Here is a 24,657-nt window from a genome sequence, read left to right as displayed (position 1 = left end):
ACGCCAATGGCCACGTTACTTGATGGAAAACGGGTCTGGGCAGAAAAGAATCTGAACCAGATTTAATCTGACAGACACCTGTATAAATAACCGGTAACTGTCAGATCAGGTCTGAGCTAGTACATGTTATCACAAGGCTTGCGTCTTGCTCTTTTCACCCATTTCTGTGAATTCATAACTCTTTAGAAAACAGGTATCAGATACTGTGTATCGTCCTACGAAACTCAGTTTAAGGCTCAGCCGGAACATCCTTTAAAGGAACACCATGATAAATAAAAGCTTATGTCTGATAATACGCTATGGTCAAGAAAGCCATCCTGTCCCACAAAGGTCCACGCGAACAGACACACCTCAGCCTGAGAGGCCAGAAGAGCGGCGACCATTAACCTTCGGTGTCATCTGAAATCAGAGGGGATAACTGCGCAAGACTTTCACGCATAACCGTGATAAAACCAGCCAGCAGGCGTGTAATATCCATTTCACTCATAGCGCTTTCTTCCCGCCACTCAAGCCAGTTTTCCAATACCAGACAGCATCGCATCGCTCGACGCATATTTAGCAGTCGCCATGATCCTTTCAGGCGGTGAGCGATACGGCTGAGCGTTTCCGGCTCAGGATGAGTCAGTTGTGTCAGCGCCACGAGATCCTGGCTGACGGCTTCGTGGATTTGCTGAAGCATCAAGGCGATCATGTCAGGTTGATGATCGGCCAGAGCGGCGAGCTCGCTCGTATCGGGAGACTCACCGTCATGGGCCTGATGTTGTGTCAGCGCCTGCTCCAATCGACTGGTCATCAGGGGTTTGCGTAACAAATCATCCATTCCAGCATGACGCGCATAATCTTCCTCACGCGGCAACGCGTTAGCGGTACAGCCGATGATCAATGCCGGAGCATGTGCTTGTTCGAGCATATCCCGCACCAACAGCGTTCGCACTAACTGATAGCCATCCATTTGCGGCATTTGACAATCGGTGATCAGAATATCGATTTGCTGGCCGGTAAGGTAATCAAGCGCCGCCTGAGCTGAATCACAGCAGGTAACTTGCTGGCCCAGCTTTTCCAGTTGCAGACGCATTACGGTGAGGTTTGGTGTGGAATCATCAACTATCAGCACATGACGGCAAGGCAGAGCGGCTGATGGTGGTGGCTGAATGACGACAGGAGCCTCTGTCAAAGGCAACGGAAGTCTCACCGTCACTGTGGTCCCTTCCTCAGGTTCGCTAACAATAGTCAGCTCGCCCGCCATTAGCGCTACCAGCTGATAACAGATAGCCAGGCCAAGCCCACTGCTTTGTGGTTGCGCCTGATCTACCTGAAACCAGGCCTGGCCGAGCATAGATAACGCATGCGGCGGAATGCCTACTCCCGTATCGGCGATGGTCAGCGTCAACTGACCGGCTTCATAACAGGCAGAGAATGTCACCTTCCCCCGGGGGGTATATTTAATGGCGTTGCCCAGCAGGTTTGCTATCACCTGATTCAGGCGCGTTTTATCGCATAATACATGGCAGCCGGAGGGGATCGTTAAGTCGCTTTCCCAGCGTAAGCCTTTTGCCTGTGCGCTGCGGGCAAAAATGGCGCTACTGGTTTCCAGAATCTCTAAGAGAAGATGTGGGGCAATATCCAGTTGCAGCTCACCCGCTTCTATGCGGGATATATCAAGGACATCGCCTATCAAATCGCGTAACGTGACGGCGGCCTGCCAGGCAACGTCCAGTGTCTCACTTTTCTCTCGTTCCATTTCCAGTAGACCCAGCACCGCATTCAGCGGCGTGCGAATATCATGGCTCATACGTGCTAAAAAGGCAGATTTTTCATCGCTCACCCGTTCAGCCTGTGTCAGGGCATGATTTAATGCCTGCGTCAGCGCTGCTTTTTCGCTGATATCAACCCAACCGCCAACGATGCCGTGTGGACGATTGTTATTATCGGTATAGCGGCACAGCCACCAGAGCAGGGTCGTTGTGCCATCCTGTAGGGTCGTTTCTCCGATCAGCGGATCCGGGTTGCTAAGCAGGGCAAGGCGTTGCGGCAGGACAAACTGCTGGGCCAGTTCTCCCAGCGGAAGCTGGGCCACGGACATGCCAGCCTGCAAGGGTTGAGTAAAAAATGGCGCATTGCTAAAAGTCGCATTGAAGCGAGTCAGACGCCCCGAGGGATCGCAGACGAACAGCGGAACCGGCGCGTTATTGACCAGCGTTTGCCATAACAACAAAGCATTATGTAGAGCCGCCATATCCCGGGCGCGTTGGTGTCGCTGTAACTGTGCGGCACTCCAGGCCGTCAGCGCTATCAGGGCCGCACACAGGGCGATAAATCCCATCGCGATGAGCCACAGCGTATTATGTGAAATAGCGACGGTAGGCGGAGCAATCTGATGCTGGACGCGGCTACTTTGTGTATCTTGCGGTGTAATTGATGCCAGTACTTGTTGCACGTTGAGAACATCAGGGCTACGAGAACTGCCAGCATCAAACCACAGCGGTGTTTCGGGCAGATCAAGCGGAGCCAGACGCAGCAGCGCTTCATTTTGCTTCAGCATCTCGCTCAGGCTGAACGTCTCCCCGATAATGCCATCTGCCCCACCCGCCCGTAAAAGAGCGATGGCTTGCATCAGATTATCTACAGGCACCAGACTGGCTGCAGGGCGGTAGTGCTTCAGCAGCGGCAGAAGCTGCGACTGGCGCATAATCGCCAGCCGCTTATCACTGGTCACGTCATTGAGCGGCGCGCTTTGTGGGCTGACGATCCCCCAGCTCAATGTATCAAAAGGCTGCGCCTGTGGAGAGGGAGGCTTCTGGCTGGCGATAATCCGCAAATCGACGTGCGGGTCATTTATTTCAACCGGCGCAGAGGCTGAAGCCATTTGAAAGTTAAGAACGAAACGGTTCCGCGGAAACAACCGCGTGAGCAGATCATACCAGACCCCGCGAATGTCGCCCTTCGGCGTGATCCGAACCCAGGGAGCGGGCGCATAAGGCAATACAATGCGTAGCGTAAGCGGGGGCGTCTGTTCACTGTTTGGCTGGTTACGAGCGCTAAAAACGCTGCCAGCGGGAAGCAACCATTTTTGCTCCAGCCAGCGGGCATCCTCCTGCTTCAGGCTACTGATACGACGGTTAACGTCGTCAAGCAAAGTTTTACGGCGGGGGAAGGTCCAGAGAAAATAATGTAAGGGAGGCACTGTGCTATCGGCCCCCATTGTCAGCGTGGTGACAGGATTGCGCGACAAATATTGCTCAATAAGAAACGCGGGGGCGACTAACTGGCTGGCTTCGCCACGTATCATGCGTAGAACATTTTCGTCCACGGTCGCCGATCCAGGCAGAGCGTCGGCAAGGGCATTCTGCTCAGGTAGCGCCGGGAAGCGCAATGTAGCACCTTTTTGCTTCCCTTGCAGACGCAATACGCCAGAGGGGAACAACAGCAGAGGTTCGCTATGCTGTAGGCTTGGGCTGGGTGGCGCGGCAGTCAGCAACATATCTATCCGCTGATGACGCAAGGCGTAAAGTGCGTTCTGGGAATGACTGAAATTTACCAACTCTGGCGCAGGGCCATTGTTAAAGAGAATATTTATCTCATCGGCCAGAATACCCGCTTCGCTATCCGGCAGCATAAAAGGCGCTACGTCATCGAGCAGCCCAATGCGTAGGGAGGCTGCAAAGCTACCCTGGGAGAAAAGTAAAAAAACAATAACCAGCACGCACAAGGAAAGCCCCCTGGCGGCACGCTTAGTTTCCCAGCCCAAGACTCTGCGCACATTGAAAAAGTTCATAATCGGTTGTGGCACCCAGTTTACGCATTGCGCTCATTTTTTGTGTGCTGACAGTTTGTTTAGCGCGGTGCAGTTGTTCACTGATCTGGTTAACGGTCAGACCGCATAACAACAGCCGCAACACTTCTGTTTCGCGTTGAGTCAGATGGACTTCAGGTCTCTCTATTGTGGACCGGCGCTGGGGCGGGCTGCGTAATGTCTTAATTAACTCCGTAGAAAGGCTGTTTTTACTGAGAACGGCATGCACACCCTGTCGCCACAACGATGCAAGCAGCTCAGGATTGGAAAGCATCGTGATCACCGTCACCTGACTCTGAGGATACCGTCTTGTCAGCGTCTGAATCATCGACAGACCATCCGGGTAAGTTGCGCCGGGCATGCTGAGATCGGTAATAATAATATCGACTGGCTGGCGCACCAGTTTTTCCATCATTTCATCAACACTGGTAGCTTCATGAACGATCTGATAAAGATCGTTACGAGTCTGCAACAACGTGCGTAATCCCAGCAAATAAACGGGATGATCGTCTGCGATAAGGACTGTTTTAAGCATGGCATAACCGTCAGTAAAAACATATCTGAATTGTCATAAGCTTATCACACCTTAAGAGGAAGTCAGGGCGCGGTTCGCAAACCAAGGGCTATACCGCCCGGAAAGACAGCCCGGACAGCAAGATTACGTAGCTTAACTGGCGTAAAATGGGATGGCTGAACAGCCCGCCGGGCAGGATAAAATGAATAGTGGACGATCAGTAATAAAGTTCACTGAAATTACGCACCCCTAACTTTTTAAGTGCTTTAACTTTGTGAGCGCTGACGGTTTTTAAAGAAATATTCATTTTTTGGGATATTTCTTTTTGCGACCACTGCCTGTAAATGAGATGCATAATTTCTTTCTCCCGGGGTGTCAGGATGCCGGGGAAGTAGCTCAAATGATTGTCATGTGCCATAAAATTTTGAATTAATTTCAACATCTCTTCTGACGAGAGGTTTTTTGGCACATGTTGACAGGCGTTAAAACAGGGCAGGGTGTTTTTTTGAGGATGGTGAAAAATAAGAAGATTCACCTTACAGTTCCAGACTGGGAAAGTAATGCTTTTTTTTACAAAACGGCTATCACTGGCGTCCAGCATAATCGTATCGCCATGGCGAAATGGCCTACGCGATAAATGGACGTTGCGGGAAGATGTCCATTTGCCAACTTGTAGCGATATTTTTTCGGTAGCCAGAAGACTTTTAAGCCCTTGAGAAAAAAATGCATCATCTGAAAAAAGAAAAGCTTTCATGGCTGTGTTGCTTCCTCAATTGACGGGTATTTATCGGAATCGAAGTGGGTGAGTCCAAAGCAATTAACCAGCACCCTGAATTTATGTGGCGTGATGACTAAATATCCGGAAGGTTTTTAACAACTGAAAGGCTTTCCGTCAACGGACAGGCTAGTATATTTCCATGATTTTATTATGATTAACCTGGAACATGCTTAAAGTTTACAAGAAATGACTGAAGTAGAAATGGAATTTTCTTCGCAGCCAGAAAAATCAATAAAATTAATTAACTACCTGTAATTAAAGGGTTGTGTAAGATTACCTTAGAATAATCCTATACCACCTTCGCTTTTACTCATGCAGAGCGCTGAAAACTACGTTTTCAGATTGTTTTTTTCATAATATAATTACGGACTTCATCTTTTTATTGAGATCTGAACGATTAATAAGAAGGAGGTTAGCCACTACTCTTCGGAGAGATAGTTTGTTATTTTCTTTATGAAAAAAATAGCGTTACCGAGCGCCTACGCGCTTGCCGTATTGTCACATTATCTTTTCCAAATTTAACGCTTGGGGATTTATCTGTGAACAGCGATCGACTTTCACTCTCTCAAAAAGTCACCTTTCTACCTGACCGTTCTTGTCTGGTATCCGAGAACGAACACATTCACCTTACGCCTAACGAACGTCGCTTACTGGAGTTAATCATTTCAGGACGAGGTAAAAAAGAAACAATAATAGAGGAGATATGGCACAGCCGTGGGACAATTGTTGGTGAATCCAGTTATCATCAGCTGGTGAAAATGCTGAGGCGGAAACTGGACTGTGCAGGGCTGCCCTGTTCCGTGATTAAAACAATCCCTCGATATGGTCTTGCTTTTGTACCCCCGGAGCAGACAGAAGAGGAAAAGTTAATGCCACCGGATTCAGAACAGGAAGAAAATGTTTCTGATGAACCCGCTGTTGGCGGGACAACAGAGCCTGGCAGTGAACTTTATGTTGCGATTAAACCGTCAGATCATGATAAAACCGTGATATTTTCTTCCCCATTTTCTGAATATAAGCGCTATTTACAGTGCGCTGCCATTTTCATTGTGCCTCTTTTACTGGCAATTGTTTATTTTATTATAGATAAACCTGACGCATTTCCTTATCAGGTAAAAATAAATAACGCCACTGTACATATGGCTTCAATGAGAAACGCGAATCAAGACAAACTGGCGTTGAAGAAGATTCTGTTACAGAAAAACATTAAACACGTTTATATCGCTTCGAACGGACCGAAAATGTGGGTTGCACAATGTGAAGGTGAAATGGATAAGGAGAGTAAATGTCACGAAGAACTCTATTCCTCATATTGATGGCTTTGATTAGTCTCGTCGTCAGTTCTGTGCTGTTCTGGCTAATATTAACGGAAGAAAATTTACCACAAAAACCCTGTTCCAGTATTATTAAAAACAGCAAACTCATAGATGATTTACAACGGCCCTATCAATTACAAGGTACGATAACCTGGTGGCCGCACGATAACCGACTTACTCTGTTCGGCATGAAAAAAGACGAGAAGAGCAGCCTTATTTTTGACAGGGCGGTGCAGCTACAGGCAGTAAAAAAACATGGAGGCGTCGTACAGGGAACGGTCGATAGCGTGTCGAAAGCCAGTGTCGATCAGCTTCCGCCTGATTATAAGCTTATTGGGGAGAAAGGCCGTGACCTCACATTATTTTTTAAAAAAATTGACAGCAATCGCTGGTTAATGATGATCGACGATAACTGGGTCATGATGTGTGAGTATAAATAAACCGGCCATGGCTGTGATTAATTTAACAAATAAGGATGACAAAAGCAGAACAGGACGCTATCAATTAGTTAACTATAACCCAGGATAAATTCAACGTTTCATTAAAATTAGTGCATCTCGACTTAACCAGTAAGGCCTGTTTCAGGAATAAAACTTACTGGTTTATTTTCGCCAGGAGAGAGCATTTAACCGTTCAGAGACGGCTGCTCTGGCTTTATTATGCTTTCCATTAAATCGCCGAAGCTTAAAGACGTCTCTGTACTTCATGAGAATCTCTTCCTTATTGTATCCACAACATAGGTTAGCGCATCCGCGACAAAAACGTGAGCCTGAAGAGCAAACCTGCATTCTTTAATACTGAGGGAGACACTTCTCTTCTGCGCTCCCTTTGAGTAACGACATCATTAACCACAGGCTGATGGAAGAGGAGCAAGGCTGTCTCCTTCGACGACAAATCGCCAGTCGCGATAACTTTTCGCATCGGAGAATGCTTCTTCCCCCGGCCTGAAACCGGTTTTACGCAGGGGTTTACCTTTCCCCATACTATGCACGCCTATCCATCTTCCTTTTTCATCGTAAATCATGCCCCATGCCTGCTTTTGCGTCAGCGGATCGGCATAAAGCTGGCGCAGATGATAGCGCGGCCGGGAGCCACGCGGGTCATCTAAAAGTTGCTCAAAGCGAACCGGAAAACAGCCATTCTCCCCGGTGTTATCAGCGCGATAAGCGGCAATAGCCGCCCGGATCTGCTCTCCACGGAACAGCAGCTCTTTCTCTAATTGTTCACGATGGTGCATCCTTACCGTGTCGCTGCTTTTCAGTAATGAAACTGCCAACGCTGACAAGGCAATTAATAACATTAAATAGGTAAATCCTCCCTGGCAGCGCAGGCGTTTAGAACGCCTCATCATGTGTCTGCTCCTGCCTGGCAAGCGAAGGGGAATCTACGTCAATGATTTGGCCCGTTTCATCAGTTCTGGCCTGCCAGTTATCGCGGCTGTTGGTTACGGGATCGAGCGGCATCTGACGCAGATAACCGGCCTCGACAAGCTCGTCGAGGCTGTAGGGTCCCGTAATGCGGTCACGGCGATAGTGGTCGATAGCGCTACGTATCACGTTCAGATTATGTTCCAGTACCACCCGCTTAGATCGGTCGATTTGCTGGAAAAAACGGGGGGCCACCAGCGTCATCAGGGTTGCGATGATGGCCATGACAACCAGCAGCTCAATAAGCGTAAAGCCTTTCTCACCACGTCGCATAAGAAACTCCATTTAATCCACTGGCTGTGCTGGTTGAACGGACATCGTAGACATCTTTGCCGCCAGTAAAATCACCCGGCGGCGCATTCGAAGCGCGCAGGCGCCAGGTCTCTTCATCAGGGCGAGCATCACAGTTGCACATCGGATCGCGCGGAATACGACGTAAAAAATAGAGCTTACCGCCATTAGGCGACTTTTTATCGACCACCCCTTCCACAAGGCTACGCAGGGTGGGCGGGTAGCCCGACGCATCGGTTTTTTTCTCGATCCGCCCCTCCTTGCTGGCTTGATAATAGCGATCGATAGCTTCACGGATCTGGCGTAGCGAATCACGCAGCATCTCTTCCTGACGCTGCTGGTGATAGTGTTGCACAAGCGGCATGGCCGCTGCTGCCAGTGTTCCCAGCAGTGTCAGCGTTACCATCATTTCAATTAGCGTAAAACCGCGTTGCTGCTGCATGGTCAGACCCCATCCTGGACCGGTTCCTCTGTTACTACTGGCGTAGGTAAAGCCGTCTGATTCAAAAATTGCGCCGGCGGAGCGAGCGCAGGCGGATTAAATATGGGCATAAGGTTTTCCTGCGGTACACCGCGCAGATTGATTCCTTCGCCCGTTTGATCTTCGCTGCCCATTTCAATCGTGCTGATATGGCTGCCCGGTAAATCAATGCTGCGTTCAATCGTAGGCGTGATAAGCAATACCACTTCAGTACGTTTTTTATTCTCTTCTTTACTGCCAAACAGGCGGCCCAACAAAGGGATCTTGCTCAGAAAAGGGACGCCGCTATCCATGTTGTTGTCGTCCTCTTTAATCAAGCCTGCCAGCATCTGCGTTTCGCCGTTCATGCTGCTTAACGTGGTATTGGCCTCACGGCTGTTGGTGCTGTAATAGATGGCCCCATCTTTACCTGTCTGTGCAGTTCCAAGACTGCTAAGGGTAAATTTCACATCCATTGAAATATTGTCATCCATGCTAATATCAGGCGTGACTTCCAGCTTCATACCCACGTCCTGATATTCAACTTTCTGCTGTGAGAAGCCGTCCGTACCTGCAATGGAGGTCAACACCGGTATTTTCTGGCCAATATCGACCATTGCTTTTTTATTGTTCTTGACGCGAATGCGCGGGTTTGCCAGCACTTTCGCATTACTCAGGACCTTCTTCATATCAAGTGAAAGCCCATCAACTTTCAGGTTGAGATTACCTGCATTAAGGGCGCCAATCGGAATGCCACCGCCAGCAGGGGTCGTTTTTTCGTCACTGCTGCTGTTGCGGCTAAATGAAGCGCTAATTTGTTGGGGAAAGTTCAGGCCCAGCTTTTCTGCATCGTCCGTATTGACTTCCAGCACTTCCACCGCCAGCGTAACTTCCGCTTCAGGGCGATCTAACGTAACCATCAGGCGTTCCGCTTTTTCCACGCTCTCTTTGGAACCGCGCACCGTAACAGAATTGGTGCGCTCATCCACATGGACATCTTTTAGCTTCACCAGGTTGCGCAGCGCCACATTGACTTCTTTGGCTTTGGCATAGCCGAGGAAGATGGTTTTCACCACGATGTCGCGGTAAATCTTCTCTTTTTGCACGGTAGCGGGGTAGACCAGGAACGTATTGGCGTTCAGTACCTTTTTGCGCAGATTATTTGAGGTTAGAAGCAGATTGATCGCATCCTGCGCCGTGGTGTTTTTCGCGATAATGCTGGCTGTAGCACTGGGCGAAATGTCTTTATCAAAGATGATATTTACCCCGGTTAGCTGGCTAATGGTATTAAAGATGCTCTGCAGATTATGTTGCCGGAAGTTAAGCGACACCGGCTTCTCCAGTTCGCGGCTAAGACGGCGCTCTGGTTGGTTGATCACCGCAATTTCACGTAACAGATGATCGCGCAACGCGTTCGCCTGTGGCCAGTTAGGATCTTCTTCAAGGATTTTTTGTACTTTACTCAATGCCCGTTCAGGAGATTTAGTGCTCTGTTTAACGGCTTTACGGTAGAGTTTATCCAGCGCGCGCCAGGCATCAATTTTGCGTAACCCTTGCTGAGCCCGTAAATTGCCAGGTTGATAGAGCAAGAGGCTGCGCCACATCTGCTCGGCCAGTTGATAGTTATTTTGCCTTACGGCGATTTCCGCCTGACGAAGATAGTTGTTGACCAGGCTAATAGTTAATTCTGCTTGCTTAGCACGCAAAGAAATATCATTAGGACGGATGATTCGTTGTTGATCAATTTCTTCCAGTCGCCTGACCATAGATTCAGGCGTTGTGCTGTCCAGCGTAGGAGCGGCTGGCGTGGCGTTATGTTGCGCACAACCACTTAACAGAGCGCAGATTAACGACAAAATAAACGTGGTTTTCTTCATGATTATTATTGGGGTTCCGATGTTAACTCTTCCAGCGATAGCCGCTGGTGCATATGCGTGGCTGTCCACTCAAACTGGAGATAGTCGTTAGCTACCCCGGTTAATGTCCATCCGCTGACCGGCGAATCACCAAGCCAGATTTTTCCATCCGCCCGACAACGTTCGCAGACGGGCCATGTTTCCTGACCATCTGTCAGAATGATGATGCGCTGCCGTTGCTCCCACCAGGCGCCCAATACCTGTAGCGGCAAGGGCGGGGCGCTGGGCGGCGGCGGAGCGACTTCAACCGCGACGGTTTCAGGCGATTCCTCATGCTCGTTGTGAGGCGGAAACAAATCACGCCGAACGGTAGTCAGGGGCTCGGCTGAGGGCTTGACGGCGGGCGCTGGACGCGTCGTGGGTGCCCTGAGATGCACGGATTCCTGGGTTTCGTCGCTGCTGAACTGACTCCACAGCGCCAGGCCAGCGGTGAGTACCAGCGCGACTTGCAGATAACGGGGCAACTTCATTTAGTCTCCTGCTGCAAATGCAGCCGCAACGTGACGTTCAGCATGTCTGCCTGCGGACTGGGGCGTTGCATCGTCAGTTGTTCAATCTGTAACGGTAACGTGCGGCTGAGCGTCTCCAGCGCCTGCATTAAGGGCAAATAGGGCCCTGTCAGCGGAATATCGAGTTGCAAAACAGCGTTGTCGCCCTGTTGTATGACCTGATAGCGGCTGGCTTCTACTCGCAGAGGCGGCTTATCAAGCAGTTCAAAAATCAGGCTCACCTGCTGATGCTCATTCTGTGACAGCTTTTGGCCTGAAACGGGGGACTCCAGTAATGGCAGCGGTCGCAACTGTTGTTGCAGAGTGGCCAGCTCTGCCTGCTGTTGCACAAGCTGCGGTGAGGTGATCCCCAGCCATATGCCAAGCAGGCCGAGCGGCAATATGCTGAGCATCAACGGCAATTTTCCCGTCTGTTCAACCAGCCGTGCGGCTCGCCAACGGAGAGTCTGCGTAGATGTAGGCTTAGCGGGCTGCTTCATGTTCAGCCTCTTGTTGAAAATTCACCTGAATCGACGCCTTAACGGGCAGCGGAGCGTTTTGCTCTGCTGTCTTGCGATGATTCTCCAGCAGCACCTTCGCGGGTAACGTTTCCAGACGTTGATTAAACGCTAAAAGCGCGTCAAACGATGATGCATCAACCAGTAGGCGTACCTGCTGCTGCTGCCTGTCCACTTCGACAGAACGGATTGCTATCTGGGGTTGCAGGGCGTTGGCGATGCCGTCCAGCATCGCCAATACCGGCGGGGAACTTTGCTGCTGACGCATGCGTTGCATCAGCCGGTGCTGCGCCTCGCGTAGCGCGTGTAAAACGCGTTGCTGCGTCTGCAACTTGTGCTGCATCTGCTGTGTTTCCACCGTCAGCTGGCGCTGGTCCATGCTATCCCTTGCGATCAGGCCCATCAGCGGCAGGCTGATAAGGCAGGCCAGAAATACCGTGCGGAAAGCCCAGGGTGGATGTGGCGTGAAACGAGGCGTCATGCTGGCTGCTCTCCATCTTTCCACAGCCGCCAGGGGCGGGTGGTCATCACGTAACGCGGGGAGCCGCTCATCCCGGTCAGGCGGCTGATAACCTGGAGCTGCGTGGTAACATCCTGCTGCGGTAAAGCCAGCGTCAATACGTTGCGCCACTGACCCGCCTGGCGGCAGAGAATACGGCTTTGCGTTGGGCCAATGCTGACGAAAAGCCCCTCTTCCGGTAGCTTGCGTCGGAACGGATGAAGCAAGAACTGAAAAGGCGTCACCACGCCCTGAAAACGCAGGCGTTGTTGACGCGCCACCGCTGCGAGCTGCTGCCAGCAAGAAGCCTGTAGACAGGCAATCAACGCAGGCTGGCCCCAGCGTAGATCTTCAAACCGCATCTGCCACGGCGTTGCGCGATCAGAAGCCAGCAGCGTCTCGTCTACTGACAGATGAGCCAGACCGAATAATTCTTGTGGTGTCGTGATGCCGTCCTGCCAGGGAATAATCAGATAATCGAGCGCTGGCGTATCGATGCAGAATTCAATCGCATCCAGCCAGTTCATCGCAGCAGGACGAGCGCTTAGTAGCTGGGTCAGCGTAACGTCAAGCGCTTCATTAGCAGGGCGGTCATGCAGTAAGACTTCCTGTGCGCCATGTTGCAGGCGGACAGCATGCGGGCCGATGTAGCATTGCCAGGTTTTAATGAGCGATAACACGATTGACCTCTTCCCAGCTCGTCTTTCCTTCCAACGCGGCGCGCAATGCAATGGTGGGCAACGGAATAAAGCCCTCCTCAAGCGCAATGTCACGCAATTTGCGTACTGGCGCGCGGGCCAGCATGGCCTCCTTGATCGCGTCGCTACAGTGCAACACCTCGGCCAGTGCCAGACGATCCCGATAGCCACTGTGCCGACAGGCATCGCAACCTGTTCCGATGTGCCAGTCAGGTGTCAGATGTCGGAGCGAACTGGATTGCCAGGCATTCAGGGCACCCTCACTCGGCTTAGCTTGCTTGCGGCAATCCGGGCAGATTTGCCTGATTAGGCGTTGCGCTACCACACCATTTAGCGCAGTAATCAGACTGGCGGGTTCCACCTGCATATAAAGAAAACGCTCCAGTACGCTGAATACGTCATTAGCATGCACGGAAGAAAGTACGGTATGACCAGTTAGCGCGGCCTGCACCGCAATGCCAGCCGTTTCACCATCGCGGATCTCTCCCACCAAAATAATGTCGGGGTCGTGGCGCAGTATGGCGCGCAGGCCACGAGCAAATGTCAGCCCTTTTTTGTCGTTGACGGGGATCTGCAACACGCCCCCGTTAAGCTGGTATTCCACCGGGTCCTCAATGGTAATAATCTTTTTTTCGCCATTATTGAGTTCGCTCAGCGCTGAATAGAGGGTGGTGGATTTACCGCTACCGGTCGGGCCGGTGACCAGCACCATGCCATGCGGCAGTTGCGCCAGTTGACGAATAGCGCCTAGCGTATGCGCGTCGAAACCCAGCGTTTCCAGACGCAGACTTTGATCGAGCGATTTATCCAGAACGCGCAGCACCGCATCTTCGCCATGAATGCTGGGCATGACCGAAACACGGAAATCAACTGCTCGTTGCAATATTTGTGCTTTGAAACGGCCATCCTGCGGAATACGTCGTTCAGAAATATCCATACAGCTCAATACTTTCAGGCGGGAAATAACCTGTTCAGCATGCTGCAAGCCAGCGCAATGGCGGATGGTATGCAATACGCCATCAATGCGGTATTTAACGGTCAGGCCATCCGCTACGGCTGAAAGATGAATATCGCTGGCACGGCTTTGCAGTGCATCAAACAGGGTGGCGTTCACCAGTTTGATCACGGCGTTCGGTTCGCTGGTAATGGCAGCAGGCGTGATTTCCAGCCATGTAATCTCTTTATCTTCTTCGCTCTGCTGTTGAAGCTGATCGAGGGTACGCTGCTGTTTGCCCAGCGCCGCAAGCCGGGCGTTAAGCCACGAAATCGGTGCCAGCGCCGGTAAAGCGTCAATGCGTTGTAACCACTGTCGCAGTGGCAGAGAGAAAGGATTGCTCAGCGCCAGCCAGTGTTGATCGCCCTGGCGTAATGGCAATACTCCCTGAGCCAGCGCGTCAGCCAGCGATATGCGGGAGAATTCTTCTTCAGCCTGTTGGCACTGTTCAAGTGACAATGGCACAAGGCCGAGTGATTCCGCGGTTTCGTCCAGGCTGGCAGGGCAGCGATCAAGCAGTTCACTAAGGAGGCGGCAGCGCTCCCCATCAGGCAGATGCATCAGCGCATCGACCGTCACCGGCGAGGATGGAGTGAGGGACATTATTGTAATCCTCCTGCCAGTTCAAAAATCGGCATGTAGAGTAGAAAAACCACCAGACCGACGATACCGCCTACGATCATCATGAGTACTGGTTCGAAAACTTTGCTGAATTTCTCAATGGCTCGCTCCAGTGAGTCATCGTAAAACGCGGCGATACGTTCACACATACTGGGTAAATCACCGATGCGTTCACCCACCTGTAGCAAGCGAGATGCGACGGGCGTGGTCAGTTGCTGCTCTTCCAGCATATGTGAGAGCGGCTGCCCGGCCTGCACGCCAGCGATGACGCGTTCAATTAACGGACGATGGGTAATGGGTAACACATCACGACTGAGTGAAAGCGCATCAGTCGCTGTGATGCCGCCCTGTAGCAGCAGGCCCAGGGTGCGATAAAATCGCACCATAATGGAAAGCTGATGCTGTAGTCGCAGCTGCGGTACGGTGAGGAGAAAACGGAGCGCGGCCTGACGAAGACGCACGCTGCGGATAGCCATAAACAACCCACAGATTACCAGCGCGCAGCCGAGCAGCAGCAAAGGCCCCTGGCTTTGCACCAGCTTGCCCCACCAGAGAATAAAACGTGCGCTGCCGTTAGGACTTTTCATTCCTTCAAACACGACGGCGAACCGCGGAATAATAAAGCCGAGCAGAAATACAAGGATGACGCCACCCGCCGACATCACAATGGTTGGATAAAGCAATGTCGCTTTAATTCGTTTGCGTAATACCGCTATACGCTGTTCGTAATGCTGAAATCGTTTTAAGGCGAGCGGCAGATGACCGGTTTGCTCTGAAGAGGCAACAGTATTAATTAATAAGGGTGGAAAGACGGCTGGCAGAATTGCCATCGCCTGTGAAAGCTGCGCGCCTTCATAGAGCTTTTTTATGAGCGTATCCACTACTAATGTCGATTCACCTTCCCGACTGCTTTGACGCAATGCCTCAATAGCTTCAACCACTACCAGTCCCGCTTCCAGCAGCGAGATCAATTCCTGCAAAAACAGGTTTAGAGGAAAATGTTTAACCTGGCGGACTTTACGCTCTGCCACACTAAGCACAACGCTATCCGTGGTGGTGTAGTGTCGGCGGGCAGCATTAACTGAATCCGCCATCACAGTATGATGAACGCGCTTGCCGTGCGACAGGGTAGTAACGGTGTACTCTTTCATAATTATGAGTGCTTATTTTTTTGGCGGCTTTTCAAACGGAGGTAATGCGGTACGACCTTCTGAATATATTTTTGTCGCAGTGCCTGACGCTGAGGTGTTTTAGCCGCCCCGGCGTTATAAGCGCCGACGGCTTCCCAGGTGTAACCCATCCGCTGAATATTCCCGGCCAGAATCCATGCACCTGCCATGACACTCTGACAAGGGTCTTGTATTAAATCTTGCTGACTGATCTGATATTTTTTTAACACACCCAGATGGCGACTATTAATTTGCATCAGACCGTAATCCACTGTGCCGTCGTTATTTTTATTGATGGCATTTGGATCAAGACCGGACTCAACGATAGCAATGGCCTGTAATAATTCCGGCTCAATGCCGTACCTTGCGCCAGCCTGATACCAACAGGTTGCCAGGCTGGGAGAAACGGGAAGCAAGAAGCACAGCGTTAACAGCAGCGTTCTCATGATCAGAATCCATAAGTAAATGTCTTCTCACCTTTTCCGGCAGACATAATATCTACTTCATGAATGGAATCTTTTTCACGGGTCGGATTATGCCATTGGTAAGCATTTCCCCATGGATCCATCGGGACATGTTGGCTGAGGTACGGGCCTTGCCAGTTTTTTACGCCAGCTGGTTTTTCCGTTAATGCTTTGAGGCCCTGGGCTTCAGAAGGATAACTACCCACATCGAGCCGATATTGCCCCAGCGCATCTGCCAGTGAACGCATCTGGCGCATAGCAGTTTTTTCTTTTGCGGAATCGACGTTTGAAAAGACTTTTGGCCCAACAAATCCTGCCAGCAAAGCAATAATCATTAAAACAACGAGCAGTTCCAACAGGGTGAAACCAGCCTGCTGTTGACGTTGCCGGGTATAATTTTTCATGAATGCATGTACCGTTTAATTAATTAAAAGCCTTATCGCTTTTTACTCCTGTGAATTTTTCCTGAAAAAGATGTGAGGGGGTAGCTGTCCTCTCTTGATGTATTGCAGATGTGATGCCCGCCAGCTAAAGGAACTTCTCTCACGCATAAAGAAATGGCTAAACGGAGGTTTTTCATAAAGCTTCGCGGTTAATTTCTCTGGAAAACCAGCGAGTAAACCGTTTCAACCACGACGACTGTCAGCACGGTATTATTTGTGCTGATAACCGCCAGGCGTAACCCCGGTGAATATAAGCCAACTAATTAATCAGCGCTTTATCATAAAAGCGCGCCAAAGTGGGCAGGAAAATGTCGGGAAAAAAGCAGAAGTCCATACCTTCTTTTTTTATTGCTAAAAATATCTGACAAGTACTAAAGAAATTACGTCATAAAAAAGGTAATTTTCTCGTCATGAACAGGCGCTTTCGCCATCGTTTAATTTCAGGAGAAAAAGATGAAAGCAAAAATCGTTATTGCCGATGAACACACCATTATAAGGCGCGGGGTTATGTCAATGATCGCGAATATGCAATCTGCGGACAGCATGAATCCAGAACGTCGGGATTTTACTGTTCTGGGCGATACCGACTCTCCGTCAAAACTGATGACGCTGCTAACCAAAAATGAGATCGATATTCTGTTCCTGGGCTTTTCGCTGCTCACGCGGACATCGCAGAATCCATTAAGCGGCATGGATGGTGTACCGTTGATAAAATGGATCGTGTGCAAATACCCTGCGCTAAAAATTATTGTGCTTTCACCCTTCAAAAATAAGCAGCTGGTACAGATGACGCTGGAGGCGGGAGCCAAAGCGTATATCAGCCGTGACACTTGTGAAATAACGCTGGGTCGGGCGTTAAATGCTGTTATGAATGGTGAATCCTATATTGAACGTGACCTCATGGAGTCATTGTTCCGTCGTGAAATGTCAGGACAGGAATTGACGCCGCGCGAAATCGACGTTTTGCGCATGTTATGTAAAGGGCTGTCTCTCACCGAGATTGCTGGTCAGATTAATTTGAGTAACAAAACCGTCAGTGCGCATAAATTGCGGGCAATGGAAAAACTGGGAGTGAAAAATGACTGCCAGCTCTATTACCTGATGGCACAAATGCAAATATTTGACGTAGTTTTATAAAGGAACGGCTTTACCAGATTCGATAATATCTAAAACTAAGGTGTCACATCAGAAATTAGCTTACGGCTCCAAAAGCCATCGCTAAGCAGCGCTTGATCACGTCTCTGGCTTTTTATTTTGGCTAATTAACGAGGCGTAAAGCGAGCAGTCAACAGGCTTCAGATGTCACTATTCTTTTTTATGCGGGTCGCTAACAGGCAAGGTTGGCGGCCCCTGCGGCATACTCACCTACCAACAGTGGCGCTTCATGCCAGGTAGCTGACCTGCTTTTATTGCCGGCAGCCCCGTATTCAGGTAAGCGCGTTGATACCCAGAACTGCCTGAATTGCGGATTTTCTCCGTTTGAAGGCTGATGCTTTGGCGGGCTTGCGATGATATTTTCCCGGCCAACTGTTATATCCGGATACCGTTTTTCGTACTTGTCAGATATACACTATCGGACCAGGACGGTAATTTCTCACCAGCCAGAAAATGGCATTTCATTAAATGAAAAGGAACTTCAGTGAGCGCCCGCCTGAACTAAACGCACTAACAGGATAAATTAACCTGATAGTTTTTAATTATAGTGTGCGACATTTTCGTTACGCGAATACAGGCGTCAGTTCAGATACAGGGGTTGTATATTTCCTTTTAACCCAAGGCTGTCTGTAAAGACAGTATTAAGAGTTTTAAAATGTTGATAAACACGCGCCTTTCTATCATTGCCAAAAGCGTGACTATTGCGCTACTGGCTACAACTAACGCAGGTATTGCCTTTTCGGCCAATGCGACAACAGAAACTGCAAACGTTAACCCTGGCAATTATTATATGGGCACCCGTAAAACGGATGAGATTATTAACCAGGATTTACGTGGTCACTATATTAATTTTAGCAAAGGCACGCCGAAGTCGCTTTCGATCAAACAGACACTGGCAGATTTTGTTGAAGGCGGTGACAAAGATGCTACGACGAATACAAACATCACCCTTGATGATGTAAAACTGAGCGGCGTAAAAAAAGATCATAACTATGACGAACACCCGAAAGGGAAGGGATTACAGGACAAAAATTATGCGCTGGGCGACTCAATCTATTTTGACAGCGCAGATAAAGGATCTTTAGCCTTATCCATCAATAACTCTGCGCTGAATGGAGATATTTCAGCTGAAAATAGTGGTGCTAAAGATATTTCAATCAGCAAATCAACCATTACCGGTGCGACCCGGCTGAAAGGAGCAGAGAACAGCGTTATCTTCATAGACTCTCAGCAGAAAAATTCAGCTAATTCTGCCAAAGCCATTGACATTACTGAGGCAGGAAACTCCACAATCACCCTAAGAAAATCTAAGTTTGAAGGTGGCATCGATGTGAGTGGGAAAGATACCCTGTTGGATATCGGTCAACACTCCACTGTCGCTGGTGATATTACTCTCAATAACAGCCAGCATACCAACCTCAGGCTGACAGACAGTGGCGTAAAAAATATCACGCTAACCGGGAACGGGACTAATCAGGTTACCCTGACCAATTCAGACGTAAATCACAACCTGGATGCCGCTAAAGCCACGGGGAATACTACCGTTGCTCTCAACCATTCAACGGTTGAGGGCAATATTGCTCTCGGCACCGGTAAAAATAATGTGCAGATTGCTAACCATTCTGAAGTGAAAGGGAATGTGAGCTCGCTGGGTTCGGATAGTGAAATTCATATCGATAACAGCAGCATCCTGCGCGGTGATGTTAACAACTTTGCTCATATTTATGCTGCGGATGGCAGTCTGCTGGATACTGCCGTGATTCGTAATAAAGCTGTTGATCTGACCGGTCATTCCGCTTTAAACGCTGCCGAACTGAATTCTGCTCAGCTTGCAATGGATACCGAAAGCCAGTTTGCGATCAATAGCGCACTGTTGGGTAATAATACCGCAACGGTTAAAACATTTTCTGTGGCAACAACAGAAGGCGAGCACGCCCTTGGTCACTGGACCAGTAACGGCGGCGGTAAAATGCAGGCTCAGTTTGCTAACGGTAACCAGCAGGTCACGGCCCGTAAAGGCGCCTGGAATTATGATTTAGCTCTGCATGCGCTAAATAAATCGGGCAGCACCACTGAGGAACAGCTTGCTGTTAAACGCAGCACGCTGGCCAGCGATGTGCAGGGCGCTCAGGCCAACCTGAATGCGGCCCAGCGCAGCAGCAAAGCGGTAACCGGCAGCGTGGCCCAGCGCTTCAGCAAACTTGATGAAGGCGCGTTATTTAATCACCGCCAGCCAGGCGCGAACGTCTGGAGTGATTATATCGGTCAAAACGATTCTCAACGTGGCGATGCCGGTTATCACGGCAAAATGCAGGGTACGATGCTGGGAATGGACTGGACCAGCGAAATTTCAGACGATTCACAGCTGACTTCAGGTCTGGCGTTTGGATTTACCCGCACGAAAGTTAATGATCGTGGCGATGGCGCGCAGTTCCATAACCGGGTAAACGGACGTTATTACACGCTTTACAGCGGCTGGCAGAAAAACCTGCGCGATGACAAATTGGGTCTGTTTGCCAACGGCAACCTGACCTGGGGCGATATGAGCTATTCGCTGAAGGCTGCAAACGTAACCGCAGCGACCGATGGCAATAAGCAGCAGCTGACTGGCGGCAGTCATGGTAACAGTTACAGCGCTGAGTTGCGCACCGGTGTGGCAATCAAGCCGCTGCAGCAGCTCATTGTACAACCCTATGTCTTAGCCGGTTGGAACAAAACCGACGCCCAGGGATTCAGCGATAAGGCCGGTCAGTTCGGTCATAACCAGCGGGAAAATATGTATGCTGGAGCGGGACTGCGTACCACGGCACACTTTAAGCTGGGTAGCGTAAAACTGATGCCCTGGGCCGACGTTAACTACACCACTGATATTACGGATAACAGCCGCTTTAGTGCCATGGATTATCAGCGTTCACAGGGTCAAAAGATGCAGGCAACCGCGCTAAGTCTCGGTACAGATATCGGTATTAATGAAAACCTGAGCACCAGCATTAAAGCCACTACTCGCTTTGGAAACCACAGCAGTGATACCGCAATGTTAGTCGGGGTTAACTATCACTTTTAATCGTCTCTGTGGTGTTTTCTCCTGACACCCTTGATGCACCCAAAAAGCCGGTCATCTGCTAGTGACCGGCTTTTTTTATAATTAACACGGTCTGGAAGACAGCATGAGTCGTCGCGGCCACTGCCACGACAATGCGGTTGCAGAAAACTTTTTCCAGCTATTCAAGCATGAACGAATAAAGAAAAAGATCTACGGAACGCAGAAAGAAGCCCACAACGATGTTTTCGATCACCTCGAAACGTTTTATAACAGTAATCATCAGTATGGTTCGAACGATCAGATGCCACCGGCGGAATATGAACATCAATATTATTTAACGGCCCGGAAGTGTCTGGTTTACCCGTGGCGATTCACCGATCAAGAATTTGTCGATGGCTATCGTGCTGAAGCGCGACCGCTTCGTGAATTAATTATTGAGAGTCTAAAAACGTTACCGGTTGAAATCCAAAAAATGGTTCAGGAGCACATTGTCATTGGGCAGATTGTCGGCGACTGGGATTTTTTAAATGAGCGTTTTGAAAATATCGGTATCTCCAAAAATTCTGATGGGCAATACCGGGTGGCCAGTCTGGATCGAGGGAGCTCATTTGGTGTCGGTTTCTGGGGAAAATCAAAACCGGAGGGCTACAGTGGGGCAGTCAACCAACGGCCGCCTGCATTTCTGCCTTTGAATAGCGCATTTGTGCAAGAAAAAGCCGTATTTGGAAGTGATTTAGCGGCATTAGGCAAAGATTTCTCTTATATGCCTTATGGGGATGTCGCTAAGCTTTTATCGGGAAAGGCCGAGTGGTTGCCCGAGACCCTGAAAAAAATCGCCTATCGAATCACGGTGGCTAACGATCACGATCTTATCCATAAAATACTGAAGGATACGCTGATGGATGTTTCTGATGCTGGCCTTGAGGAGCGTCATTTTTTGAGTAAGGCGCAGACAGAAAGCATTTTGGGTGCCAGATTACGTCATGCTATTGAGCAGGCCGGAGGAGATGAAGCGGTGCAGCGCTGGGCGCAGCAAAATACTACTGAAGCGGCGAGGATTGCGGGTGAAGTCGCGAGTATTCGTGAATCACTGGGATATGATTTTTGATCTACCATCACCGGACTGATTTTGTATCTTAAATTAACGATGCCCACTGATTCGACCCTATCTTTCAGGCGGTAGTCATGACGTGAGATCATCGGGTTACGAGAAGAGCGCGATGATCCTGGCATCTAACCTGCCGTTCGGGCTGTGAATCAGGCGTTCGCCGGAGATAGCCCTGACACCCATGATACTGGAGAGGATCTTACATCACTTACACGTCGTCCCGATAACGTGCAAGCGCCAACCTGAAAACTGTTATGCCAGGTCATCACCTGGCATAACGCAGAGTCATATTGGCTTCATATACTCTCCCACCTGCTGCTCTGGATAAATTACTTTTCGAAACTGGACGCAATGATGCTGGATGCAATACATTCCATTAACACATTATCGTACCTTGCTGGGTATTAATAAAAAACAGCACCCGAGCAACTCGCCGAAGTAAACAAAGCGGGTAAGATGATTTACATTCCATACAGTAATAGTAGAAACCGACGAAAAAAAGGTGTTACTGCCGGACACCATCGGATTTTATTCCACAGCTATTCCGGGAACCAAGAGTAAGAAGTATACCGATCGCTAAAGGTATGATCAGCAGCATCGAGTACAATGAAATCGCATATCCATAAACGTAACTTTCCAGACTTACCGCAATGAGAGGAAAAATTAAAAATACAAGCGAGGCCTGAAATGCACCTGCTTTTTTCTGCAGTAAAAAATAGCATAAAATACCAAATACGCCCGCAAAAGCCCCCAGATAAAAAGTAGACCATATCGAATGAAGTGAAAAGCTAGCAATTTGCGGATTTTCAAATATCCAGCCCACAGCAGAAAGCATTACTCCAGCAAGCAGGCAGGGAAGGGCATTAAAGGTTATAACAGATACAGTGCAGCTCCTTTTTTTACACTGTGTGTATATTATCGCATGTATAACGACGGCAGAAACAAGCGCAGCGATGCCACGCCAATGACTGTCTGTACCTGATTTTGTTTCTTCCAGAAGGATACCTGCTAAAGCGACTATCGCGATAACTAAGCCAGCCAGCTGCATTACATTCGTTTTTTCATTCAAAACAAATATTGATGCAATCAATACTGCCACGGGCATATTGGCAAAGATAATGGAAGCCAGACCAGAGCTAACATAGGTTTCACCGTAAATCATCAGAGAAAAAGGGACGGAAAAATAAAAAATGCAAACCAGCAACTGGAAAAAACGCTGACCGCGAGGAAAAAATAATGGTGTTTTGGTTAACCACGCAATGCCGATCAAAAAAGGCGCCGCAAATATAAATCTCATCCCGGTTGCAAACACAGGTGGGATAGTTTCAACAGCAATCCTCATTGCCAGCCATGTCGTACCCCAGGTTAACGCAACCAGGATAAATAATATTGAGATTGTAGCTTTTCGCATGATTCCTCCTCACGTAAAGAAAATAATATACCCTTTTAACCTGAGAAAAAAATCTCTTTATATGCTCCTTTTTCGCATGTTAAGAGAAAAAAATTCTCCATTAAGGATTGCCAGGCTAAATGATAAAGGAAGAAGCAGTTAAGGCGGTGACAACCGAATTGCACAATGCACCGGCATGCTCCTGGAAAGCGCAGCTAATTTAACATCACTTTATGCGGGATAGGAAAACAGCCTTGATGAGGACGAGTTTATTACCAGCCAGACGGCGCTGCTAAGGAAAGGAAAGGAAAGGAAAGGAAAGGGAAGCTTAATCTGACGCTTGCTAAAGCTGTAACGCTTAAAACTATAACTCACCACATCAGTTGACATAAAAATTCATATGTCAGGCTAACGCTGCCCCCTTATTTTACAGTGACTGAACATCATTTTATGAAGCACTCATTCGCAACATGAAAATTTATGGTGATTTTACCGACACAATGTTCTTCCCAGTGAGAAACTAAAGATTTATTCATCGAAAAAAGTTTACTTTCTAATTAATCATAACGATGCGATATGATGTTTTTTGAGATTTATATCTCCCCCATGAGAGACAGGTAGTCTGATTGCGTAATGCTAATTTTCATCAGCACTCAGATTAATTTACGAATATTATTGCAGAGCGCTCATGGTTATGGATTAGTTTATCCTGGCGGGGTGACAATACCTGATAGTTACGGTACAGAATAATGGAATGAAATGCGTAAAGCGACGCTATCTACAGCGTCAGTAAAGCTGTGATCTACAGTACTGAAAACAATAAATCAGTTTCATATCATGGAGAAAGGATCAAATATGAGTATTAAACAGCATTTTTTTTCACGAGGCAGATTGGGCGTCGCGCTCTCTTTTTCTCTGCTGATGCCAATAGTGGCTCAGGCACAACAGTCCGTCAGCGGGCTGATTAACGAAAGACTGACGCTGATGAGAGACGTCGCGGCCTGGAAAGCGGTACATCATTCCTCTGTGGAAAATCTGCAACAGGAAGAGCGGGTCCTGAACAGTACGCTTGACGAGGCTGCCAGCCTTGGACTTGAGCCGAACTCTGTCCGGGCATTTGTCCAGGCGCAAATGGACGTGGCAAAGGCTATTCAGTACCGCTACCGGGCAGAATGGCTTTCTCAGCCGGAAAATATGACGCAGCAGCAACCGCTGGATGCCATCAGAAAACAGATCGCCGCATTAAGTAGCAATATTTTGCGTCAGTTGGCCGATGATCTGCGCCGTGATCCGACAGTGGGTGGGAAAGCGTGCACATCTATCAAAAATATATCACTAAAATATCTGACAGAAGCAGATAAGGAGTTGATATGTAAAGCGCTAGCTCAGGTAAGATTGAAGGCTGAATAAGGCAGTGGGACTGACATTAGATTCCTCAAGACAGATAAAATGTACTAGCTCAGACCTGATCTGACAGTTACCGGTTATTTATACAGGTGTCTGTCAGATTAAATCTGGTTCAGATTCTTTTCTGCCCAGACCCGTTTTCCATCAAGTAACGTGGCCATTGGC

21 protein-coding genes and 1 pseudogene are annotated in these 24,657 nt (G+C 49.0%); 6 read left to right on the top strand and 16 right to left on the bottom strand.

The features are described from left to right. Positions 1–382: 382 nt before the first annotated feature. The 3 genes from QRY16_RS19095 to QRY16_RS19085 form a co-directional block, all read right to left on the bottom strand. Positions 383–3,703 (bottom strand): ATP-binding protein, encoded by a 3,321-nt coding sequence (locus tag QRY16_RS19095; RefSeq protein ID WP_289777700.1) that lies wholly within the window; start codon positions 3,701–3,703, stop codon positions 383–385. 28 nt (positions 3,704–3,731) lie between these two features. Next, positions 3,732–4,328, bottom strand: a complete 597-nt coding sequence (locus QRY16_RS19090; protein ID WP_289777699.1) for a response regulator — start codon at positions 4,326–4,328, stop codon at positions 3,732–3,734. Between the two features lie 196 nt (positions 4,329–4,524). Then, entirely contained in the window at positions 4,525–5,061 is a 537-nt protein-coding gene (locus QRY16_RS19085) for a response regulator transcription factor (RefSeq protein ID WP_289777698.1), read from the bottom strand. A 563-nt stretch (positions 5,062–5,624) separates the two neighbouring features. Here QRY16_RS19085 and QRY16_RS19080 point away from each other — a divergent pair. Together QRY16_RS19080 and QRY16_RS19075 are read left to right on the top strand one after the other, a co-directional pair. Next, positions 5,625–6,401: a winged helix-turn-helix domain-containing protein gene (locus QRY16_RS19080; protein WP_289777697.1), complete on the top strand. Its 777-nt coding sequence runs from the start codon at positions 5,625–5,627 to the stop codon at positions 6,399–6,401. Next, positions 6,398–6,841 carry a hypothetical protein gene (locus tag QRY16_RS19075; RefSeq protein ID WP_289777696.1) on the top strand — a complete coding sequence of 148 codons (444 nt, stop codon included), beginning with the start codon at positions 6,398–6,400 and terminating at the stop codon, positions 6,839–6,841. The genes QRY16_RS19080 and QRY16_RS19075 overlap by 4 nt, the downstream gene beginning before the upstream one ends. A gap of 404 nt (positions 6,842–7,245) precedes the next feature. On the opposite strand, the gene QRY16_RS19070 is transcribed toward QRY16_RS19075, so the two are convergent. The 12 genes from QRY16_RS19070 to gspG are packed head-to-tail and all read right to left on the bottom strand — an operon-like array spanning position 7,246 to position 16,350. Then, positions 7,246–7,752 carry a type IV pilus modification PilV family protein gene (locus QRY16_RS19070; protein ID WP_193406811.1) on the bottom strand — a complete coding sequence of 169 codons (507 nt, stop codon included), beginning with the start codon at positions 7,750–7,752 and terminating at the stop codon, positions 7,246–7,248. Continuing rightward, the gene (locus QRY16_RS19065) at positions 7,736–8,101 is read right to left on the bottom strand and encodes a type II secretion system protein (protein WP_289777695.1); all 366 of its coding nucleotides are present in this window, start codon (positions 8,099–8,101) and stop codon (positions 7,736–7,738) included. Before QRY16_RS19065 ends, QRY16_RS19070 begins: the two co-directional genes overlap by 17 nt. Next, positions 8,088–8,561, bottom strand: a complete 474-nt coding sequence (locus tag QRY16_RS19060; RefSeq protein ID WP_193406813.1) for a type II secretion system protein — start codon at positions 8,559–8,561, stop codon at positions 8,088–8,090. The genes QRY16_RS19065 and QRY16_RS19060 overlap by 14 nt, the downstream gene beginning before the upstream one ends. Before the next feature lie 2 nt (positions 8,562–8,563). After that, a complete protein-coding gene (locus tag QRY16_RS19055) occupies positions 8,564–10,456 on the bottom strand; it encodes a secretin GspD/PilQ domain-containing protein (protein WP_289777694.1) in 1,893 nt (630 codons plus the stop codon). Positions 10,457–10,461: 5 nt separating this feature from the next. After that, positions 10,462–10,965 carry a hypothetical protein gene (locus tag QRY16_RS19050; protein WP_289777693.1) on the bottom strand — a complete coding sequence of 168 codons (504 nt, stop codon included), beginning with the start codon at positions 10,963–10,965 and terminating at the stop codon, positions 10,462–10,464. Continuing rightward, positions 10,962–11,483, bottom strand: coding sequence for a hypothetical protein (locus QRY16_RS19045; RefSeq protein WP_289777692.1), 522 nt, complete (start codon positions 11,481–11,483; stop codon positions 10,962–10,964). The genes QRY16_RS19050 and QRY16_RS19045 overlap by 4 nt, the downstream gene beginning before the upstream one ends. Further along, positions 11,467–11,982 carry a hypothetical protein gene (locus QRY16_RS19040; RefSeq protein WP_289777691.1) on the bottom strand — a complete coding sequence of 172 codons (516 nt, stop codon included), beginning with the start codon at positions 11,980–11,982 and terminating at the stop codon, positions 11,467–11,469. Before QRY16_RS19040 ends, QRY16_RS19045 begins: the two co-directional genes overlap by 17 nt. Beyond that, the gene (locus QRY16_RS19035) at positions 11,979–12,680 is read right to left on the bottom strand and encodes a hypothetical protein (protein WP_289777690.1); all 702 of its coding nucleotides are present in this window, start codon (positions 12,678–12,680) and stop codon (positions 11,979–11,981) included. Before QRY16_RS19035 ends, QRY16_RS19040 begins: the two co-directional genes overlap by 4 nt. Next, entirely contained in the window at positions 12,664–14,295 is a 1,632-nt protein-coding gene (locus tag QRY16_RS19030; RefSeq protein ID WP_289777689.1) for a GspE/PulE family protein, read from the bottom strand. Before QRY16_RS19030 ends, QRY16_RS19035 begins: the two co-directional genes overlap by 17 nt. Further along, a complete protein-coding gene (locus tag QRY16_RS19025) occupies positions 14,295–15,464 on the bottom strand; it encodes a type II secretion system F family protein (protein ID WP_193406819.1) in 1,170 nt (389 codons plus the stop codon). The genes QRY16_RS19030 and QRY16_RS19025 overlap by 1 nt, the downstream gene beginning before the upstream one ends. A gap of 2 nt (positions 15,465–15,466) precedes the next feature. Next, positions 15,467–15,928: a lytic transglycosylase domain-containing protein gene (locus QRY16_RS19020; RefSeq protein ID WP_289777688.1), complete on the bottom strand. Its 462-nt coding sequence runs from the start codon at positions 15,926–15,928 to the stop codon at positions 15,467–15,469. Between the two features lie 2 nt (positions 15,929–15,930). Then, positions 15,931–16,350, bottom strand: a complete 420-nt coding sequence (gene gspG, locus QRY16_RS19015) for a type II secretion system major pseudopilin GspG (RefSeq protein ID WP_193406821.1) — start codon at positions 16,348–16,350, stop codon at positions 15,931–15,933. 492 nt (positions 16,351–16,842) lie between these two features. On the opposite strand from gspG, the gene QRY16_RS19010 reads away from it, so the two are divergent. From QRY16_RS19010 to QRY16_RS19000, 3 genes and pseudogenes are all read left to right on the top strand, one after another. After that, on the top strand, positions 16,843–17,526 hold the full coding sequence (locus tag QRY16_RS19010) for a LuxR C-terminal-related transcriptional regulator (protein WP_289777687.1): 684 nt from the start codon (positions 16,843–16,845) through the stop codon (positions 17,524–17,526). A gap of 673 nt (positions 17,527–18,199) precedes the next feature. Then, the gene (locus QRY16_RS19005; protein ID WP_289777686.1) at positions 18,200–20,608 is read left to right on the top strand and encodes an autotransporter outer membrane beta-barrel domain-containing protein; all 2,409 of its coding nucleotides are present in this window, start codon (positions 18,200–18,202) and stop codon (positions 20,606–20,608) included. Between the two features lie 85 nt (positions 20,609–20,693). Then, positions 20,694–20,918, top strand: a pseudogene (locus QRY16_RS19000) (IS3 family transposase); the annotation flags it as partial. Positions 20,919–22,200: 1,282 nt separating this feature from the next. On the opposite strand, the gene QRY16_RS18995 reads toward QRY16_RS19000, so the two are convergent. After that, entirely contained in the window at positions 22,201–23,106 is a 906-nt protein-coding gene (locus tag QRY16_RS18995; RefSeq protein WP_289777685.1) for a DMT family transporter, read from the bottom strand. Between the two features lie 834 nt (positions 23,107–23,940). On the opposite strand from QRY16_RS18995, the gene QRY16_RS18990 reads away from it, so the two are divergent. Then, on the top strand, positions 23,941–24,495 hold the full coding sequence (locus tag QRY16_RS18990; protein WP_289777684.1) for a chorismate mutase: 555 nt from the start codon (positions 23,941–23,943) through the stop codon (positions 24,493–24,495). The last annotated feature ends 162 nt before the right edge of the window (positions 24,496–24,657 follow it).

Origin of the sequence: Mixta mediterraneensis (assembly GCF_030283135.1) — a bacterium.
In the GTDB taxonomy this organism is placed as follows: Bacteria; Pseudomonadota; Gammaproteobacteria; order Enterobacterales; family Enterobacteriaceae; genus Pantoea; species Pantoea mediterraneensis.
This window is presented reverse-complemented; position numbering and strand designations above follow the sequence as displayed.

Coding starts and splice junctions, on each gene's coding strand:
- QRY16_RS19090 (WP_289777699.1), bottom strand. CDS start 4,328: ATGCTTAAAACAGTCCTTATCGCAGACGATCATCCCGTTTATTTGCTG.
- QRY16_RS19085 (WP_289777698.1), bottom strand. CDS start 5,061: ATGAAAGCTTTTCTTTTTTCAGATGATGCATTTTTTTCTCAAGGGCTT.
- QRY16_RS19070 (WP_193406811.1), bottom strand. CDS start 7,752: ATGATGAGGCGTTCTAAACGCCTGCGCTGCCAGGGAGGATTTACCTAT.
- QRY16_RS19065 (WP_289777695.1), bottom strand. CDS start 8,101: ATGCGACGTGGTGAGAAAGGCTTTACGCTTATTGAGCTGCTGGTTGTC.
- QRY16_RS19060 (WP_193406813.1), bottom strand. CDS start 8,561: ATGCAGCAGCAACGCGGTTTTACGCTAATTGAAATGATGGTAACGCTG.
- QRY16_RS19055 (WP_289777694.1), bottom strand. CDS start 10,456: ATGAAGAAAACCACGTTTATTTTGTCGTTAATCTGCGCTCTGTTAAGT.
- QRY16_RS19050 (WP_289777693.1), bottom strand. CDS start 10,965: ATGAAGTTGCCCCGTTATCTGCAAGTCGCGCTGGTACTCACCGCTGGC.
- QRY16_RS19045 (WP_289777692.1), bottom strand. CDS start 11,483: ATGAAGCAGCCCGCTAAGCCTACATCTACGCAGACTCTCCGTTGGCGA.
- QRY16_RS19040 (WP_289777691.1), bottom strand. CDS start 11,982: ATGACGCCTCGTTTCACGCCACATCCACCCTGGGCTTTCCGCACGGTA.
- QRY16_RS19030 (WP_289777689.1), bottom strand. CDS start 14,295: ATGTCCCTCACTCCATCCTCGCCGGTGACGGTCGATGCGCTGATGCAT.
- QRY16_RS19025 (WP_193406819.1), bottom strand. CDS start 15,464: ATGAAAGAGTACACCGTTACTACCCTGTCGCACGGCAAGCGCGTTCAT.
- QRY16_RS19020 (WP_289777688.1), bottom strand. CDS start 15,928: ATGAGAACGCTGCTGTTAACGCTGTGCTTCTTGCTTCCCGTTTCTCCC.
- gspG (WP_193406821.1), bottom strand. CDS start 16,350: ATGAAAAATTATACCCGGCAACGTCAACAGCAGGCTGGTTTCACCCTG.
- QRY16_RS19010 (WP_289777687.1), top strand. CDS start 16,843: ATGAAAGCAAAAATCGTTATTGCCGATGAACACACCATTATAAGGCGC.
- QRY16_RS19005 (WP_289777686.1), top strand. CDS start 18,200: ATGTTGATAAACACGCGCCTTTCTATCATTGCCAAAAGCGTGACTATT.
- QRY16_RS18995 (WP_289777685.1), bottom strand. CDS start 23,106: ATGCGAAAAGCTACAATCTCAATATTATTTATCCTGGTTGCGTTAACC.
- QRY16_RS18990 (WP_289777684.1), top strand. CDS start 23,941: ATGAGTATTAAACAGCATTTTTTTTCACGAGGCAGATTGGGCGTCGCG.